The organism is Clostridium sp. AT4 (assembly GCF_001517625.2).
GTDB lineage: Bacteria > Bacillota > Clostridia > Lachnospirales > Lachnospiraceae > Enterocloster.
Map to the genome: position 1 here is coordinate 1,394,641 of NZ_LN999828.1, position 15,718 is coordinate 1,410,358.

Sequence of the window (15,718 nt, forward strand, 5' to 3'; positions counted from 1 at the left end):
TCTCCACGATCACGCCTCCCCTGAATCCTCATGGATCCGTCCCATGTAGTAAAAGCCCCTGCTCTCTTCCAGATAAACATCTACCAGGGAACCGATCATAGACGCATCTCCCGGAAAATGTACTACGGTATTATTTGACATACGGCCCGTCATCAGCTCAGGAGAATGGTCGTTTACCTCCTCCACAAGCACCTGCTGCACCGTATGCACATCCCGTCCGCAGACCTCTGCGGAAATATCCTGTACTTCTTTTAAAAGACGGTCAAAGCGTTCCTTTACCACGTCCTCAGGCACCTGGTTTTCCATGGCCGCCGCAGGAGTTCCCGTGCGCTTGGAATAGATAAAGGTAAATGCACTGTCAAAGCGTACGTTTCTTACCACATCCAGGGTTTCCTCAAAATCCTCTTCTGTCTCTCCTGGAAAGCCCACGATAATATCCGTCGTCAGGGAAATACCCGGAACAGCGGCCTTGATCTTTTCCGCCAGAGCCAGAAACTGCTCCTTGGTATATCTTCGGTTCATCTCCTTTAAAATGCGGGAGCTCCCGGACTGAAGGGGCAGATGGAGATGGCGGCAGATCTTTTGGGACTCTGCCATTACCTGAATCAGTTCATCCGAAAGATCCTTTGGATGGGAGGTCATAAAGCGTATCCGCTCCAGTCCCGGAATCTTCTCAATCTCGCGAAGCAGCTCTGCAAAGGTCATGGGCGTCTCCAGATTTTTGCCATAGGAGTTTACATTCTGCCCCAAAAGCATTACCTCCACTACGCCGTCTGCCACCAGCCGCTTGATTTCCTTTATAATCTCCTCCGGCTTTCTGCTGCGCTCCCTGCCCCGGACATAGGGGACAATACAGTAGCTGCAGAAATTGTTGCAGCCAAACATAATATTGACGCCGGATTTAAAGGAATATTTGCGCTCCACCGGAAGATCCTCCACGATCATATCCGTGTCCTTCCATACGTCCACCACCATGGTGTGTTTTGTATGGACGCCTTCCTCCTCGTTCAGAAGCTCTTCCTGGAGTTTTTCCAGGCAGATGCTGATCAGCTCTGCCAGCTTAAAAATATTGTGGGTCCCAAAGATCAGATCCACATAGCGGTAGCTCTTCCTGATCTTTTCTACCACTTCCTTTTCCTGCATCATACAGCCGCAGAGCGCGATCATCATATGGGGATGCTTTTTCTTTCTTGCTCCAAGCTGTCCTAAACGGCCGTAAACTCTCAAATTGGCATTTTCACGAACTGTACAGGTATTATAGAGAACAAAATCCGCCTCTTCCGTGTCTGATGCCACATAGCCGATGGCTTCCAGGATCCCTAAAAGTTTCTCCGAATCTCTGGCGTTCATCTGGCAGCCAAAGGTATTGATACAGCAGGTCAGAGGACGGCCCAAACGATCCTTAAAAACCTCCAGCTGCTTCTTTGCTTTTTCCATAAAATACTGCTGGCGTTCCGGTTCACAGGCCGGAGGAGCGCCGTGCAGCGCCTCATAAGAGATGTTTGCAGATAATTCCATGTATGTTTACTCCTGTTCTGATGGTATAATGTTTCTTTTCCGGCAACGTAAGGCGGCTGGGCAGATAAGCCCAGCCGGTTCCGGTGGTAATCTCTATTTATTCCACAGGTCCGAATTGGGAAAGAGGATAATAACAGAATAATACCTTTGCTATGATCTTTTCCTTTTTTACGAACTTGTTTTCCCAGTATCTGGCATCTCTGGAATTGTTGCGGTTGTCGCCCAGCATGAAATAGCTTCCCTCAGGCACTGTGTAAGGACCGTAGGAGCCCTCCATAGGCTCAGGAAGATAAGGTTCCTCTAAGGGTGTGTCAGAGCCATTAATATAAACCTTTCCGTCTACGATCTCCACCGTTTCTCCCGGAAGGCCGATCACGCGCTTTACATAGTAAACGGATTCATCATCCGGGTAATGGAAAATCACGATATCTCCCCGCTCCGGGTCATCGGTTAAGTAGGAAAGCCTGGAGCCGATCACACGGCTTTTGGTCATAATGGTATTTTCCATAGAACCGCTGGGAACACGGCTGTTGGCAATAATGAAATTATTCAGCACAAGGGCAATGATCACAGCTGCCGCAATAATCTGGATCCAGCTGATGATCTCCTTTTTCAGATCAAAGGGCTCCTCCTTTTCTTTCTTGCGGCTTCTGCCCTTCTTTTCTTCTTCTAACATATAAATAAGTTCCTCTCTTCTCAGCTGCGGATCTGGCCGTCTCCGTAGATGATATACTTGGTTGTAGTCAGCTCCTTTAAGCCCATAGGGCCTCTGGCGTGAAGCTTCTGGGTGCTGATCCCGATCTCCGCTCCAAAACCGAATTCCTCTCCGTCGGTAAAACGGGTGGAGGCATTTACGTACACAGCTGCCGCATCCACCTCATCCAAAAACTTCTGTGCGTTAAAATAATCAGAGGTGATAATGGCCTCAGAATGACCGGTATTGTATGTATTGATATGCCGGATGGCTTCATCCAGAGAATCCACCAGCTTTAAGGATAGAATGTAATCCAGATATTCCGTTCCCCAGTCCTCCGGCTCTGCCGGCTTAAAGGACGGTTCAATGACTCTGGCTGCCTCATCCGCCCGGATCTCCACCTGCTTTTCTTCCAGTTTTTTCCTTAATAATGGAAGGAAGTCCGCTGCAATTTTTCTGTGGATCACCAATGATTCACAGGCATTGCAGACCCCGATCCTCTGGGTCTTTGCATTGAAGATAATATCCAGAGCCATATGGAAATCCGCGGACTCGTCTACAAAAATATGGCAGTTTCCTGTTCCTGTCTGGATCACAGGCACGGTACTGTTTTCCACAACGGTGCGGATCAGTCCGGCGCCGCCTCTGGGAATCAGCACATCCACATACTGATTTAAGCGCATCAGCTCTCTTGTTGTTTCCCGGCTGGCATCCTCAATGAGCTGCACGGCGTCCTCCGGCAGTCCCGCACGGACAAGACCGGTGCGGATCCATCTTACAATAGCCTTATTGGACTCTCCGGCATCGCTTCCTCCCTTTAAGATCACAGCATTTCCGGACTTAAAACACAGACCGAAGGCGTCAGCTGTCACATTGGGACGCGCCTCGTAGATCATGCCGATCACGCCTAAAGGCACCCGTTTCTGGCCAATTTTTAAACCATTGGGACGAAGCTTCATGGAGATGACTTCTCCCACAGGATCCTCCAGAGAAGCGACCTTTAAAAGTCCGTCTGCCATGGATTGAACTCTGGCCGGAGTCAAACGCAGACGGTCTAAAAGTCCCTGGCTCATGCCCTTTTGCCGTGCCGTCTCATAATCTGCCTCATTTGCAGCAAGGATCTCATCCTCGCCCTCAAGCAGCGCTCTGGCTGCTTCCTCCAATCCAATATTTTTTTCTCTGGAGCCCAGGCTGTTCAGTATTCTGGAAACTGCCCTGGCCTGACCGCCGATCTCATTTAATGTCATATTCCCTCTGCGCTCCTTTTCGCTCATTCTCCGGGCTGCTACACCTCTTTGATACCGCCGTATTTCTTTCCAAGATCTGTAACAGATCCGTCCTTTTCTACGATAGAAATATTATTTAAATTATTTCTCAGGCTTCCTCTGATTGCTGCAAGATACTCCCTGCGCAGAGCCGCCTGCTCACTTTTTTCTTTCTCCGTCAGTCCTACAGACTGGGATTTATGGTAAAGTTCGTTGATCCGATCTATCTTTTTTGCGTCCATTTTCTCCTCCTGTCCTTAATACTCGTTATTTAAGTAATGCATCAGGTCAAAATCCAGATTAGTATGGGCTAAAAACAGGGTTCCTGTTTCTTTCCCTCCTACAATTTCCATTACTGCCTCTACATGGTCTCCATTGGCAATTACCATATCCGCTCCGCTGTCTGTGGCGATCCGGGCTGCTGCCAGCTTGGCAGACATACCCCCTGTGCCCACATCGCTTCCTGAGGTTCCCTTTCCCATGAAAAGAAGCTCCTTCGTGATTTCCGGCACAAAACTGATAAAGCGGGCTTCCTTATTAGTTCTGGGATCATCTGTATAAAGACCGTCAATATCCGATAAAAGGATCAGAAGATCTGCTCCGATCAAAGCAGCTACGATCGCGGAGAGGCGGTCATTGTCTCCAAAGCTGTCCACATAAGGAATCTCAGAGGTGGAAACGGTATCGTTTTCATTTACAATGGGAATCGTTCCCAGATTTAAAAGCTCCTCAAAGGTATTCTGGGCATTGTAGCGGGAAGCGTCATTTACCATGGTATCCTTTGTAAGAAGCACCTGAGCGGCTGTCTGGTTGTATTCCGCGCAGAGCTTCTGATACACCATCATCAGCCGGGCCTGTCCCACAGCGGCAAAGGCCTGTTTTTCCGCCAGGGAGTCCGGGCGCTTGTGATGGCCCAGAGCCTGTCTTCCTGCGGCAATGGCGCCGGAAGATACCAAAACCACGTCCTTTCCCTGTCCTCTTAAATCGCTTAAGGTGCGGATCAGCTTCTCTATTTTCATAAGATTTAACTCCCCTGTTTCCGGATGGGTTAGAGAGGAGGAACCAATCTTAATGACGATTCTTTTTTTATCCTTCAGGTTCTTTCGTTCCTGTGCTTCCATGATACTGCTCCTTTTTCTTCTGCTTTCAGGCGCTGAAACGCCATGTTTTTTATCTTACACCAAATTTGATAGCCCGTCAATTTTTTTATCCCTCAAGTTCTCCCGTTTTCTCCTTAAGAGGCCGGTATCTGCGGATCAGCTCCTCCGCTACCTTGATGCCGTCCATGGCCGCGGAGGTGATCCCCCCTGCATAGCCTGCCCCTTCCCCACATGGAAAAAGGCCGCGGATCGCACTTTCAAGCGTTTCATCTCTGGGAATCCGAACAGGAGATGAAGTGCGGCTTTCAATTCCTGCCAGAATCGCATCCAGACAGTCAAAGCCCTTTATCATATGGCCGAAGCCTTCCATAGCCTCTATAAAAGAAGCAGACAATGCCTCCGGCAAGATCCGGCGCAGGTTTGCAAACCCATACTGCCCCCTGAAAGCCGGCTGAACCTTGCCAAAGTGATCTGAAGTGCAGTCCGAGATAAAATCTCCATAAAGCTGTACCGGAATGTTTCCTCCGGCTGCCTGATACGCCTTTTCCTCCAGTTCTCTCTGGAAGTAAATTCCGCTTAGAGGATTTTTCTCATCATTATCGTGAGAAAAATCCTCTGGGGTCACAGACACAATGATCGCGCTGTTGGCATTCTCTCCTGCCCTGTCATGGTAGCTCATACCGTTTACGGCCAGTCTTCCAGGCTCAGAGGACGCATTTACCACATATCCGCCTGGGCACATGCAGAAGGAATAGACCCCTCTGCCTGCTGTAGTCTGCCGGGTCAGCTTATAACTGGCAGGTCCTAACGCGCTGCACTCCTCCATGCCGTACTGGCTCATATTGATCATGGCCTGAGGATGCTGGATACGCAGTCCCACGGCAAAGGCTTTCGCCTCCATAGGAACGCTGTGGCGGTAAAGTGTCTCAAACGTATCCCTGGCGCTGTGTCCTACTGCCAGTACAGCGGCATCTGTATACAGGAGTTCTTTTCCATTAATCTCCAAAGCATACAGCTTTCCATCCTTTATCCTAAAATCCGTAACCTGACTTAAAAAACGCACAGTTCCGCCCAGAGACTCGATCTCCTGGCGGATGGATTTTACGATCCGGCTTAAAACATCCGTTCCAATATGAGGCTTATTCTGATAGCAGATGGAAGGGTCTGCACCGAACTGAGAAAGAATTTTAAGAACCTCTCTGTTTCGTCCAAAGGTATCCTTTACCAGCGTATTCAGCTTTCCATCTGAAAAAGTGCCTGCTCCGCCTTCACCAAACTGTACATTGGATGCTGGATTTAATACCCCGTTCTTCCAGAAAGCTTCCACCCGTCTGGTTCTGGCGTCTACGTCCTCACCCCGCTCTAAAAGAATGGGGCAGTATCCTTTTCTTGCCAGCATCAGACCGCAGAACAGTCCGGCCGGACCAGTCCCGATAATAACCGGAGGGTATGCCAGAGGGGAAGTTCCGCACTCCGGCAGGCAGTATGGCTTCTCATGGCTGATCGATAAATTACGGTCCTTTTTTTTTCTGACAATGGATTCTTCCCTCTTTGAGCCTCCGGATTTTAAAGTCACATCCACAATATAGCTGTAAAAAATTTCCGGTTTCTTTCTGGCGTCAATGGACTCTTTTATAATATCGATTTTCAAAATATCAGTAGGAGAAATCCCCAGTATCTTTGCCGCTTTCTGCAAAAGTTTTTCTTTTTCGTACTCCAGAGGCAGCTTCAGCTGATTGATCCGTATCATATGTATTTATTTTCCTCTTTCTTTATTTTCTGTGCGGCTTCTCTATTCCGGCTGCCGACTGTCCGGCGATCCATCCGCTGGACCATGCAAACTGTAGATTATATCCGCCGCAGATCCCGTCTACATCCAGAAGCTCTCCGGCCAGATAAAGCCCCGTCCTTATTCTGGACTCCATGGTATCCGGATCTACCTCTCTTGTATCAACTCCTCCGCAGCACACCTGAGCATTGGAAAATGGATTTACGGACATAACAATGGCCTCATAGCTTTTAAGCTGATACAGGATCCGTTCCAGCTGGCGGTTTCCAAGACGTTCACAGAGAGCAGATGGATCCATACCGGACAGTTTGATCAGCACCTGCGCAAGTTTTCTGTTTAACATTCCCGTAAAAAGCTCTCCCACTGGCTTTTCCTTCAGCATGACTGCCCGTTTTTTAAGAAGACGGAACGCCTCATCTTCCTTCCAAGATGGCATAAAGTCAATACTGGCTCTTACTCTGGAACCCTTGTCCAATGCCCTTGAAGCGTAACGGCTGATCTGAAATACCGGAATCCCGGACAGGCCGTAATCGGTCAGCTGCAGCTCCCCTTTATCCTCTGCCATGCATATACCGTCCGCCAGAAGACGGATCCTGGCCTCTGTGCGGATTCCTGCCAGCTGTTTATAAAGCGTTCCCTGGCACCGAAGCTGCACCAGCGCCGGAAGAGGCTTAATTACCTTATGGCCTAAAGCTTTCGCAAGTTCATAACCGCTTCCGTCCGAACCGGTAGAAGGAGCGGCCTTGCTTCCTGCCGCCAGAATCAGGGTATCTGTATGAAGCGTTCCCTGGCTGCTCCGGATCAGAAATCCCCCGTCCCTCTGGGGCTTTATGACAGATACCTGACAGGAAAGAAGCACCCTGATCCCAAGCCGCTCCGTCTCCCACCGAAGGACATCAAGAACAGACGCTGCCTGATCGGAATTAGGATACACATATCCGTTCCTGTCTTTTGGCACGATTCCCAGATACTTAAAAAACTCCAGCGTTTCCTCCACGCCAAAGCCCTGAATTACCTTCATGGGAAAATCCTTCTGGCTGCAGCGGTAGCATTCCGGCTCCATCCTGTAGTTCGTCAGATTGCATCTTCCGTTCCCGGTAGAAAGGATTTTCTTTCCAACCCGGTCCATATGTTCGATTAGAGTCACCTGCGCTCCCGCTCTTGCAGCCGAAATTGCTGCCATCAGCCCGGAAGCCCCTCCTCCTATAATTCCAACTGTTCTGTTTTTCATCTGTTTTGTTTTACTCCTGACTGCAACAGGGGCGGCAGATTCCGCCCGCTGAAACATTTTCTTTTAACTTGTATACGATTCCAGATAATGGTATACATCCATCATAGAGGGAAACCAGATTCCCTCCATCAGCCGCGCTCTCTCCCTTTCCGGAAAATCAGTGACCGGAATATGGGTATACAGACAGATAGTGCTTTTATCGCTGCAGAATACCAGTAAAAATCCTGCCTCAGATACCAGAAAGTATTCCTCCTTCGGCTCTTCTTGTGTCATTTTTGCTGCCGGAAGAACCCCGCTCTGATTTACAGCCTCCCGTCCCTCCATATCCCGCACCGTCTCTGTTTCCAGTATGGTATTGGGAATCGGCTCTTCCTGACGGATGCGGTATCTGGTAAGCCCGTAGATAAGAACCAGACACAAAAAAGCGGTTCCCAAAAACAGCAGCGCATAGCAATACATTCGTTTCATGATCCTGACCTCCTGTAAAGCTAGTATCTGCGTTCTGCTGATTTTTAAACACAACTGTCCAGCCCGAAAATCTCTTTCTTTCTACATCAGGCGTACCCGTTTGCACAGGCGTACCAGACGGGTTCCCATAGGCATCTCCTTAAGTTCCTTTTCATCTATTGCCTTAAGCTTCACGAGAAGCACCCCATATACAGCCATAGAAACAGCCACCGGGGGAAATACCAGCACAGCCATTCCCAAACGACCTCCGCTTAAAAGGGCCGGGCATAAAAAAACAAGTCCTTTATATATGCTCCAGGCGGCTGTTCCCATGAGCAGGGAACAGACAGAAGGAAGGATCACGGTCTTTTTGTATTCCTGGCGATATCCCGCATATCTGGCAATGCTGCGTCCATTTAACAGACACATCATAAATGCAAAAAGGATATTGGCAAATACCACGCTGAAAATCCCCATATGGAATATCATAAGGAACACCTCTACCAATATAATATGAACTGCCAGAGACAAAAACGCATGGCGCACCGGCACATCCAGCCGGTTTAAGCCCTGAAGCACCGCATTCGTCACCGTAGAAAGTGAAAAAAACACCACGGCCAATGCTCCTGCCATGGTAAGCCGGATCAGCAGACTGTTATCCTCTCCTGCAAACAAAAGATTGCTCACCGGCTCTGCCAGCACACCGATCCCCACAGCCGCCGGAATGGCGATCAGCATGGAAAAACGCACGGCAGCAGCGATCCTCTGATTCGTTTCCTCCTGATTTCCGCTGGATACGGCCCGCGTCAGGGATGGGATCAAAGAAGAGGAAAGCGCATTTGAAACCGCCACCGGAATATTAAAAAGAAGCTGGTATTGGCCCAGCGCTCCCCAGAATACTGCAATCTCCTCACCGGTATAACCCAGACGGTCCATCCCCTGTCCGAACAAGAAGTTGTCCACCACATTGGAACAGTTATAGACTGCGCTGCTTACAATGATCGGAAGAACTGTGATCGTCAGCACATACATAAGACGGCCGTAGCTTTCCGCCTTTGCCCTGCCTGAGCCATCCGCGGTGTGCACCGGATCCGTTTCCTCTCCCAGTACTTCCCGCCCTTTTGAAAGAGTCAGCATCACAAAAAAAATAAGGGCCGTAGCTGCTCCTGCTCCTGTTCCTATAGTTCCTCCTGCAGCTCCTAACGCATAGGAATAATTCTGCGCCCCTCTCGCTGCATTCATAGCTGCTCCTGTCTGAAACAAAAGGCCGGCGGCCACTACGCTTACCACTGCATTGACAATCTGTTCCAGAATCTGAGACACCGCCGTTGGCACCATGGTGCCTGTTCCCTGAAAATAACCTCTTAAAACTCCCAGATAGGCCATAATCCAGATCGTCGGCGCCAGGGTTTTTAAGGCATAGCTGGAAAAAGGCGTTTTCATCAGCCCTGCAAATAAATCTGCTCCAAACCACAGTGCACAGCCTGCAATTCCGCCCGCAATGGTGGCATACAAAAGACCCGCCCGCAGGATTCTGCGGCAGTTCTCATACTCTCCCCTTGCAAGGCGTGAAGAAATCATCTTGGAAATAGCCACCGGCATACTGTAGGAAGAAAGGATAAGCAGAATATTGTATACATTATACGCTGAGGTATAATATCCATTTCCCTGCTTTCCAATAATATCATTTAAGGGCATACGGTAAAGCATCCCGATGATCCGCACCAGGATGCCTGCCATAGCCAGAATACTGCCCTGAACCACAAAATCTGCAGCTCTTTTGGCTCCCTTTTTATTCATTGTTTTCATCTGTTTTTTGCTCCTTTTTCGTATCTCACTTAAGCACGATCCGATCAAAGTCCCTGGTATCTGTGATAGAGACCGTCAGAAGCGTCATAGATAAAACAGGCACATTCCTGCTTTCTGCATCAGCGGGTATACCCCCTGGTTTCCAGGATCGCTCTCTGGCGTTCCTCCATCAGCAGACGTTCCTCTTCCTCCATATGATCGTAACCGCAGAGGTGAAGCATGCTGTGAGCCACTAAAAATGCCAGCTCCCTGGTCTGGGAATGGCCGTACTTTTCAGCCTGCTCTTCTACCTTCTCTACGGAGATCACAATATCTCCCAGCATCAGTTCTCCTGTCTCCGGATTAAAATAATCCTCCACCGCATCCTCTACATGGTCAAAATCTGAAGGAGCCTCATAGTCTACCATAGGAAAGGACAGCACATCCGTAGCCGAATCAATCTGCCTGTGATCCCGGTTGATCTCCCGGATGGTCTCATTATCCGTAAGGATTACATTTACCTCTGCCTCATAAGGGCATTTTTCATAGTCCAGTGACGCTTCCACCACATCCTTTATAATGGTTTCATAGGGAAGCTCCAGCTTCTTTTCTGCCTCATATTCAATGGAAATGGTCATCGTATTTACCTTCCTTTATCTCTGGGAGTCCTCTTTTTAGGCTCCGCTTTCTTCTCATAGTCATCATAAGCCTGTACAATCTTCTGAACCAGCGGATGGCGCACCACATCCGAACTGGTAAGATAGCAAAAGCCGATGTCATCAATGCGTTTTAATACTTTTAAGGCCGTATCCAGTCCGGACACAGCTCCTGACGGCAGATCCTTCTGGGTCTGATCACCTGTGATAATAACCTTGGAGCCGAAGCCGATACGGGTCAGGAACATTTTCATCTGGGCCGGAGTGGTATTTTGGGCTTCATCCAGGATAATATAGGCATTATCCAGGGTGCGTCCTCTCATATAAGCTAATGGCGCCACCTCAATCAGCCCCTTTTCTGAATTGTGCAGATAACTCTCCGCTCCCATAATCTGATACAGAGCATCATAAAGAGGCCTCAGATAGGGATCGATCTTGCTCTGAAGATCTCCCGGCAAAAATCCCAGCTTCTCCCCCGCCTCAATCGCCGGACGTGTAAGGATGATCCGCCCAACCTCTCCGTTTTTAAAGGCCTGGATCGCCATAGCCATAGCAAGATACGTCTTTCCCGTTCCCGCCGGGCCGATTCCAAAGACGATCATCTTTTTGCGTATGGCATCCACGTAATGCTTCTGTCCAAGCGTTTTGGGCTTTACCGGCTTTCCCGTAATGGTTCGGCAGATGATATCCTTATCAATCTCCAAAATCTGTCCGTCTTCTTCTGTAAATGATAATGACAGAGCGTAATCTACATTCTGCTCTGTAATGGCATTTTGACGCATGGAAAGCTGGATCAGATTGTTAAATACACTTCTCGCCTGGGATACCGCCTTTTCCGGCCCGATGATCTTAATCTCGCCGTTCCTTGCGATCATCGTCACATGAAGGGTGCGCTCTATTTTCTTTAAGTACGCATCGAACTGACCGCAGACATTCTGTTCATGTTCTGCGGGAATATCGATCATTGTTTCAATTACACTCATTCGGTCTTCACTCCTCTGACTCTTTAGAGATTTCCTCCACCGGCCGGCATTGACTGATAGGCCCTAACGCCACCATCTCCCCCTTGATCCGGTATCCGGATACACTCTTTTCTATTCTATCATTATTTTCAAGAATTTGTACCCCCTTTTCCTCTAATTTTTCCGCTTCCTCCTTTTCTTTTCGTTCAGCCAGAAGAGCCAATTCCTGTTTCGTATAGGCTTTTTCATAGGAAATCATCCTTTTTCCCTCTATCACTCCCAGATAAAGCGGAAGACAGTAATCAGAAAACAGTACTGCCTGGTGCTCCTCCATATAATAATCCCACTCCTCTTTTTTCCCTAAAGCAGGAAAAAGCGCAGCAGCAGACCATGGGCCCGCCTTTACGTAAATCCCCTTTCTCGTGTGTCCGGTGGGAATCCGCAGCATTCTTGAAAATGGGATCTCTTTTTCATACTCAATCACTGTTTCCGCTTCGATATCTGCATCTGCCCGAACCAGATGGGATGTTATCTCATCTCCGTTATCTCCCGTAACAGGAACACGGCCGCTGACTAATATCTGTCCTTTCTCTACCGTATCTCCTACAGATACCTGAGCAATACCGCTTCTGACTACCATAGAGCGAATCACTCCGGACGTCCCTGCCACCAGATCACAGGGTGTTTCATCTATCTGGGGCACAGCGGATAAAACCTGATTTTCCCTGATCTTTACTACCAGACGGGTTCCTGTCACACTGGCCGATACCCAGGTAACCTCTGGAAGATCCGTTCGTATAAATGTCTCCACTTCCTCACAGTTTATCTTCTTCTTTAAAATACCGCAATGCAGATCCATCTTTTCCAGACAGATCCTGAGATTATCCTCTGTGTACCTGTAATTCCCTTCAAATTCAATATCCCAGATAAAAAGAGTCATACCATACAACAGTATGAAAAAAGTTCCCAGTCCGGCTGCATAATACCAGCGTTTCCTGTTTCTGAAAATAAAAAAAGGAAAACCGAAGCGCCCTGTGATCCTTAAGCGGACACCGGATTTTCTCACAAGAGGCTTTACCCTCCTGACATCCGCCACAGTCATATATGCTTCGTATTCTCCCTTATCACGGCAGACGATGTTCCAGATTTTAAACCCTCTTGCACTGCAAAGATTCAAAAAACGTTCCGGCGAGCCGTCTTTTAAACAGATCCGTACATATCCCTTTATGCTGCGAAACAGCCACAAAAGCAAAGGCTCTCCCTCCTTTTATATGTTTCCTACAGGAGCGGTTCAAATTCCATCGATTGGATCTGACCGCATACCCCCATTGCATCCTGATTGTAATACCGGATCCTCAGTTCCCGGCCGTGGAGAGTTACACGGCAATTTCTTGCCTGGATCCTCACCAAAGTATCTGTATACATAAGGATGCTTCTGTAATTTTCAATACAAACTTCGTGAAAACCGGTAAAACGAACCAGTACATCTCCCAAAACCACATCCTTGGGAAGCCCCAGAGCCGTTGCTGCCATGCGCTTTTTTTCTTCATTCATGCTCTGTTCTCCCTCCTGATCGTTCACTGTAACAGTATATGGCTTTCAGCATCCGAAAATACCTCCGGCAGCCCTTTGCACACCAGGCAGCAGCACAGCATACACTGTAATGAACAATCAACCGGGAGGTATCCATGAATAACCATCCCATTTACCCATACCCTGACACCCTGGTAAGCGCTGCTGAAACCCGTCAGGAACATACACCTGTAACGCCTCTGCCAAATCCCGGCGAGGGAGGCCCGGTTTATGACGGCTCAGAACCAGCCATTCCCCTGCCAAATCCCGGCGAAGGAGGCCCGGTCTTTGATGGCGCAGAGCCTGTTATCCCTTTGCCAAATCCCGGAGAAGGAGGACCGGTCTTTGACGGACCGGGCTGGAATACCAATGGTCATTTCCATACCCATTTCCACCCTCCTGTATTCCGTCCCATCTTTCCTGCTTTCGGCTCCTCCATTACCGTAATTCCCGGCATCAGCTTCCCCTGCTACAACTGTACTGCTTCCGGCAATTTCGGACGGGTGCGGGTACTTAACGCCTCAACCGGATATCAGCCCTTTAATGTATCCCTGGGCGGCTGGATGATCGCAGGACAGCTGGCCAACGGAGATATCACCAGTTACGTTCAGGCAGCCTCCGGACGGCGCACCATGACCATTTCTGGTGCCAACGGATATGTTTATATCCAAAAATCTATTACCATCCGTCCCGGAGCCTCTATGACGGTTGCCATTATCAACACTGCTTCCGGACTGGATCTCAAGGAAATCTCCGATGCTTCCTGCAGCGCACCATCCGGTTCCGCCTGCCTCAGGACCTGCAATCTGTCCCTGAATCTGGGACCCTTTGACGTGACCCTTGAAAACAGCAGCGGCTCTTATACACCATTTACGAATGTTGCTTATAAAAATGTGACCTCATATGCTACCGTTTATCCCAACTGGTACCAAATCTATATCTCCCGTACCGGTTCTTTCCCCGGAAATGCGATAGCAGCTGCTTCTGCCACCCTGGAAGCCAATGTTTCCTATACGCTTTATCTTTTCAATGCTCCTACAGCTACAGAAGGCCTGCGGGCTATGATCGTATCAAACTGACCGCTGAAAGGGCTGCCGCACTTAAATTGGTGTGCAGCCCATACTCCTTTTAATCACCGTAATACCGCCGGCAGCTGATGATAAAAAAAGACCTCCTTTTGTCTGTCAATTACGATAAACAAAAAGAGGTCTTTGCACACCCATCTCGAAGGGTTTAAAAATTTGCCCGTATATCATCACTGATACGGATTTTATGCAATCTCTTATGCATTTTCTTGAATCCCTTACCCTAAAAGCTGGATTTTAAGCCTTTTTCAGGAAATAAGTCATTCGCATAATTATTCATCCCAGTTGTGGTACACCGCCTGAACGTCATCATCCTCATCAAGCAGATCCAGAATACGGTTCATCTTCTTAATGGAATCCTCATCTGTAAGCTCTACCCAGGTCTGAGGGATCATGGTTACATCGGCTTCCATCATGGGGATATTCTGAGCCTCCAGCGCCTCACGGACAGCAGAAAAATCATCCGGGGCTGTAATCACCTCATAACTGTCCTCCTCTTCGGAAAAATCCTCTGCGCCTGCATCCAGAGCAATCATCATCAATTCATCCGGATCCATCTCACATTCTTCCTTATCAATAATGATCTGACCCTTTTTATCAAACATATAGGACACGCTTCCAGGAGTACCTACATTTCCGCTTCCCTTTGTAAAAGCACTTCTTACATTTGCTGCTGTACGATTTTTATTGTCGGTCAGAGTATCTACGATAATTGCAACGCCATTGGGACCATAGCCCTCATAGGTCAGAGTTTCATAGTTTACAGAGTTGGCATCACCGGCAGCCTTTTTGATACCGCGGTCAATGGTATCATTTGGCATATTGTTTGCCTTTGCCTTTGCAATTACATCACGCAGCTTACTGTTATTGGCAGGATCAGGACCGCCTTCCTTTACAGCAACCGCAATTTCACGGCCGATAACTGTAAAGATTTTCCCCTTTGCAGCATCATTGCGCTCCTTTTTATGCTTAATGTTGGCAAATTTTGAATGTCCTGACATTGGTATAACACCCTTTCTTTTATCTTCTTTTTCAGTACTAATATCTTTTCTATCCTATCACGATTCATTTCATCTTGCAAGCAGAAAATTGTGCTCAGATTTTCAATTTCATTCCTCTTTCGTTCTGGCTTTCCTGCAGTCATTGATTTCACTGATCAAAATCAGAATTTCAGATATGAAGATACAGAACAGCCCTGCTCTAATGAGTGTTTTTCCTTCCCCATCGCCCTTTTCCTTTGCCTCCGCAGCAAGGTTTCCAAGCACTCCCATAAGTCCAATATTGGCCAGATGCTGAAAATTTCTTTTAATTTCTCTGTTGTCTCTGTGAATTTGCTGTAGTAATTCTTTGTTTGTCATATCTATCACCTTTCTTTTTTAACCTCTGATCCAATTACTCATCTAAAATAACCTCACAGATATCTCCAATATCACAATGAAATACCTCACAGATTCGCATCAGCACCCCAAGAGAAACCGGTTCATTTTTATTTAATTTTGTTGCCGCATACGGCGAAAATTCCGCAACTCTCATTAAATCGGATCGTTTCATTTGATTATCTGCCATCAATTTTTGAAGCTTATTATAACTTATCTTCATCTTCCGTACCCC

Annotated in this window: 17 protein-coding genes; 1 reads left to right on the top strand and 16 read right to left on the bottom strand. The window is 48.0% G+C overall.

Features of this window, described 5'->3' with window-relative positions; translation table 11 throughout:
- Window positions 1-9 precede the first annotated feature (9 nt).
- From miaB to BN3656_RS12835, 13 genes are all read right to left on the bottom strand, one after another.
- Entirely contained in the window at window positions 10-1,518 is a 1,509-nt protein-coding gene (gene miaB, locus BN3656_RS12775; protein ID WP_066548866.1) for a tRNA (N6-isopentenyl adenosine(37)-C2)-methylthiotransferase MiaB, read from the bottom strand.
- A 97-nt stretch (window positions 1,519-1,615) separates the two neighbouring features.
- A complete protein-coding gene (lepB, locus tag BN3656_RS12780) occupies window positions 1,616-2,194 on the bottom strand; it encodes a signal peptidase I (RefSeq protein WP_066548870.1) in 579 nt (192 codons plus the stop codon).
- A 20-nt stretch (window positions 2,195-2,214) separates the two neighbouring features.
- Window positions 2,215-3,459 (bottom strand): glutamate-5-semialdehyde dehydrogenase, encoded by a 1,245-nt coding sequence (locus BN3656_RS12785; protein ID WP_066550850.1) that lies wholly within the window; start codon window positions 3,457-3,459, stop codon window positions 2,215-2,217.
- Between the two features lie 38 nt (window positions 3,460-3,497).
- Complete coding sequence (locus tag BN3656_RS12790; protein WP_066548872.1) at window positions 3,498-3,719, bottom strand: DUF896 domain-containing protein; 222 nt, start codon at window positions 3,717-3,719, stop codon at window positions 3,498-3,500.
- A gap of 15 nt (window positions 3,720-3,734) precedes the next feature.
- Window positions 3,735-4,598 (bottom strand): glutamate 5-kinase, encoded by an 864-nt coding sequence (gene proB, locus BN3656_RS12795; protein WP_066548874.1) that lies wholly within the window; start codon window positions 4,596-4,598, stop codon window positions 3,735-3,737.
- 85 nt (window positions 4,599-4,683) lie between these two features.
- Window positions 4,684-6,327 carry an FAD-dependent protein gene (locus BN3656_RS12800; RefSeq protein WP_066548877.1) on the bottom strand — a complete coding sequence of 548 codons (1,644 nt, stop codon included), beginning with the start codon at window positions 6,325-6,327 and terminating at the stop codon, window positions 4,684-4,686.
- Window positions 6,328-6,349: 22 nt separating this feature from the next.
- On the bottom strand, window positions 6,350-7,597 hold the full coding sequence (locus BN3656_RS12805; protein WP_066548879.1) for an NAD(P)/FAD-dependent oxidoreductase: 1,248 nt from the start codon (window positions 7,595-7,597) through the stop codon (window positions 6,350-6,352).
- Window positions 7,598-7,660: 63 nt separating this feature from the next.
- The gene (locus BN3656_RS12810; RefSeq protein ID WP_331467965.1) at window positions 7,661-8,065 is read right to left on the bottom strand and encodes a hypothetical protein; all 405 of its coding nucleotides are present in this window, start codon (window positions 8,063-8,065) and stop codon (window positions 7,661-7,663) included.
- An 81-nt stretch (window positions 8,066-8,146) separates the two neighbouring features.
- Complete coding sequence (locus BN3656_RS12815) at window positions 8,147-9,853, bottom strand: polysaccharide biosynthesis protein (protein WP_242963004.1); 1,707 nt, start codon at window positions 9,851-9,853, stop codon at window positions 8,147-8,149.
- 119 nt (window positions 9,854-9,972) lie between these two features.
- On the bottom strand, window positions 9,973-10,470 hold the full coding sequence (ybeY, locus tag BN3656_RS12820) for an rRNA maturation RNase YbeY (RefSeq protein ID WP_066548882.1): 498 nt from the start codon (window positions 10,468-10,470) through the stop codon (window positions 9,973-9,975).
- A gap of 5 nt (window positions 10,471-10,475) precedes the next feature.
- Entirely contained in the window at window positions 10,476-11,471 is a 996-nt protein-coding gene (locus BN3656_RS12825; RefSeq protein ID WP_066548883.1) for a PhoH family protein, read from the bottom strand.
- Window positions 11,472-11,478: 7 nt separating this feature from the next.
- A complete protein-coding gene (locus BN3656_RS12830) occupies window positions 11,479-12,702 on the bottom strand; it encodes a sporulation protein YqfD (protein WP_066548884.1) in 1,224 nt (407 codons plus the stop codon).
- A 26-nt stretch (window positions 12,703-12,728) separates the two neighbouring features.
- Complete coding sequence (locus BN3656_RS12835; RefSeq protein ID WP_066548885.1) at window positions 12,729-13,004, bottom strand: YabP/YqfC family sporulation protein; 276 nt, start codon at window positions 13,002-13,004, stop codon at window positions 12,729-12,731.
- A 134-nt stretch (window positions 13,005-13,138) separates the two neighbouring features.
- Here BN3656_RS12835 and BN3656_RS12840 point away from each other — a divergent pair, with 134 nt between their 5' ends.
- Window positions 13,139-14,101 (top strand): DUF4397 domain-containing protein, encoded by a 963-nt coding sequence (locus BN3656_RS12840; RefSeq protein WP_066548886.1) that lies wholly within the window; start codon window positions 13,139-13,141, stop codon window positions 14,099-14,101.
- 278 nt (window positions 14,102-14,379) lie between these two features.
- On the opposite strand, the gene BN3656_RS12845 is transcribed toward BN3656_RS12840, so the two are convergent.
- The 3 genes from BN3656_RS12845 to BN3656_RS12855 all read right to left on the bottom strand — a co-directional run bounded on the left by BN3656_RS12845 (window position 14,380) and on the right by BN3656_RS12855 (window position 15,706).
- The gene (locus BN3656_RS12845) at window positions 14,380-15,108 is read right to left on the bottom strand and encodes a YebC/PmpR family DNA-binding transcriptional regulator (protein WP_066548887.1); all 729 of its coding nucleotides are present in this window, start codon (window positions 15,106-15,108) and stop codon (window positions 14,380-14,382) included.
- A 108-nt stretch (window positions 15,109-15,216) separates the two neighbouring features.
- A complete protein-coding gene (locus tag BN3656_RS12850) occupies window positions 15,217-15,465 on the bottom strand; it encodes a hypothetical protein (RefSeq protein ID WP_066548888.1) in 249 nt (82 codons plus the stop codon).
- Between the two features lie 34 nt (window positions 15,466-15,499).
- On the bottom strand, window positions 15,500-15,706 hold the full coding sequence (locus tag BN3656_RS12855) for a helix-turn-helix transcriptional regulator (protein ID WP_066548890.1): 207 nt from the start codon (window positions 15,704-15,706) through the stop codon (window positions 15,500-15,502).
- Window positions 15,707-15,718 lie beyond the last annotated feature (12 nt).

What these genes read in the sequence shown, in the direction of transcription:
- miaB (WP_066548866.1), bottom strand. Translation starts at nt 1,518, where the DNA reads ATGGAATTATCTGCAAACATCTCTTATGAGGCGCTGCACGGCGCTCCT.
- lepB (WP_066548870.1), bottom strand. Translation starts at nt 2,194, where the DNA reads ATGTTAGAAGAAGAAAAGAAGGGCAGAAGCCGCAAGAAAGAAAAGGAG.
- BN3656_RS12785 (WP_066550850.1), bottom strand. Translation starts at nt 3,459, where the DNA reads ATGACATTAAATGAGATCGGCGGTCAGGCCAGGGCAGTTTCCAGAATA.
- BN3656_RS12790 (WP_066548872.1), bottom strand. Translation starts at nt 3,719, where the DNA reads ATGGACGCAAAAAAGATAGATCGGATCAACGAACTTTACCATAAATCC.
- proB (WP_066548874.1), bottom strand. Translation starts at nt 4,598, where the DNA reads ATGGAAGCACAGGAACGAAAGAACCTGAAGGATAAAAAAAGAATCGTC.
- BN3656_RS12800 (WP_066548877.1), bottom strand. Translation starts at nt 6,327, where the DNA reads ATGATACGGATCAATCAGCTGAAGCTGCCTCTGGAGTACGAAAAAGAA.
- BN3656_RS12805 (WP_066548879.1), bottom strand. Translation starts at nt 7,597, where the DNA reads ATGAAAAACAGAACAGTTGGAATTATAGGAGGAGGGGCTTCCGGGCTG.
- BN3656_RS12810 (WP_331467965.1), bottom strand. Translation starts at nt 8,065, where the DNA reads ATGAAACGAATGTATTGCTATGCGCTGCTGTTTTTGGGAACCGCTTTT.
- BN3656_RS12815 (WP_242963004.1), bottom strand. Translation starts at nt 9,853, where the DNA reads ATGAAAACAATGAATAAAAAGGGAGCCAAAAGAGCTGCAGATTTTGTG.
- ybeY (WP_066548882.1), bottom strand. Translation starts at nt 10,470, where the DNA reads ATGACCATTTCCATTGAATATGAGGCAGAAAAGAAGCTGGAGCTTCCC.
- BN3656_RS12825 (WP_066548883.1), bottom strand. Translation starts at nt 11,471, where the DNA reads ATGAGTGTAATTGAAACAATGATCGATATTCCCGCAGAACATGAACAG.
- BN3656_RS12835 (WP_066548885.1), bottom strand. Translation starts at nt 13,004, where the DNA reads ATGAATGAAGAAAAAAAGCGCATGGCAGCAACGGCTCTGGGGCTTCCC.
- BN3656_RS12840 (WP_066548886.1), top strand. Translation starts at nt 13,139, where the DNA reads ATGAATAACCATCCCATTTACCCATACCCTGACACCCTGGTAAGCGCT.
- BN3656_RS12845 (WP_066548887.1), bottom strand. Translation starts at nt 15,108, where the DNA reads ATGTCAGGACATTCAAAATTTGCCAACATTAAGCATAAAAAGGAGCGC.
- BN3656_RS12850 (WP_066548888.1), bottom strand. Translation starts at nt 15,465, where the DNA reads ATGACAAACAAAGAATTACTACAGCAAATTCACAGAGACAACAGAGAA.
- BN3656_RS12855 (WP_066548890.1), bottom strand. Translation starts at nt 15,706, where the DNA reads ATGAAGATAAGTTATAATAAGCTTCAAAAATTGATGGCAGATAATCAA.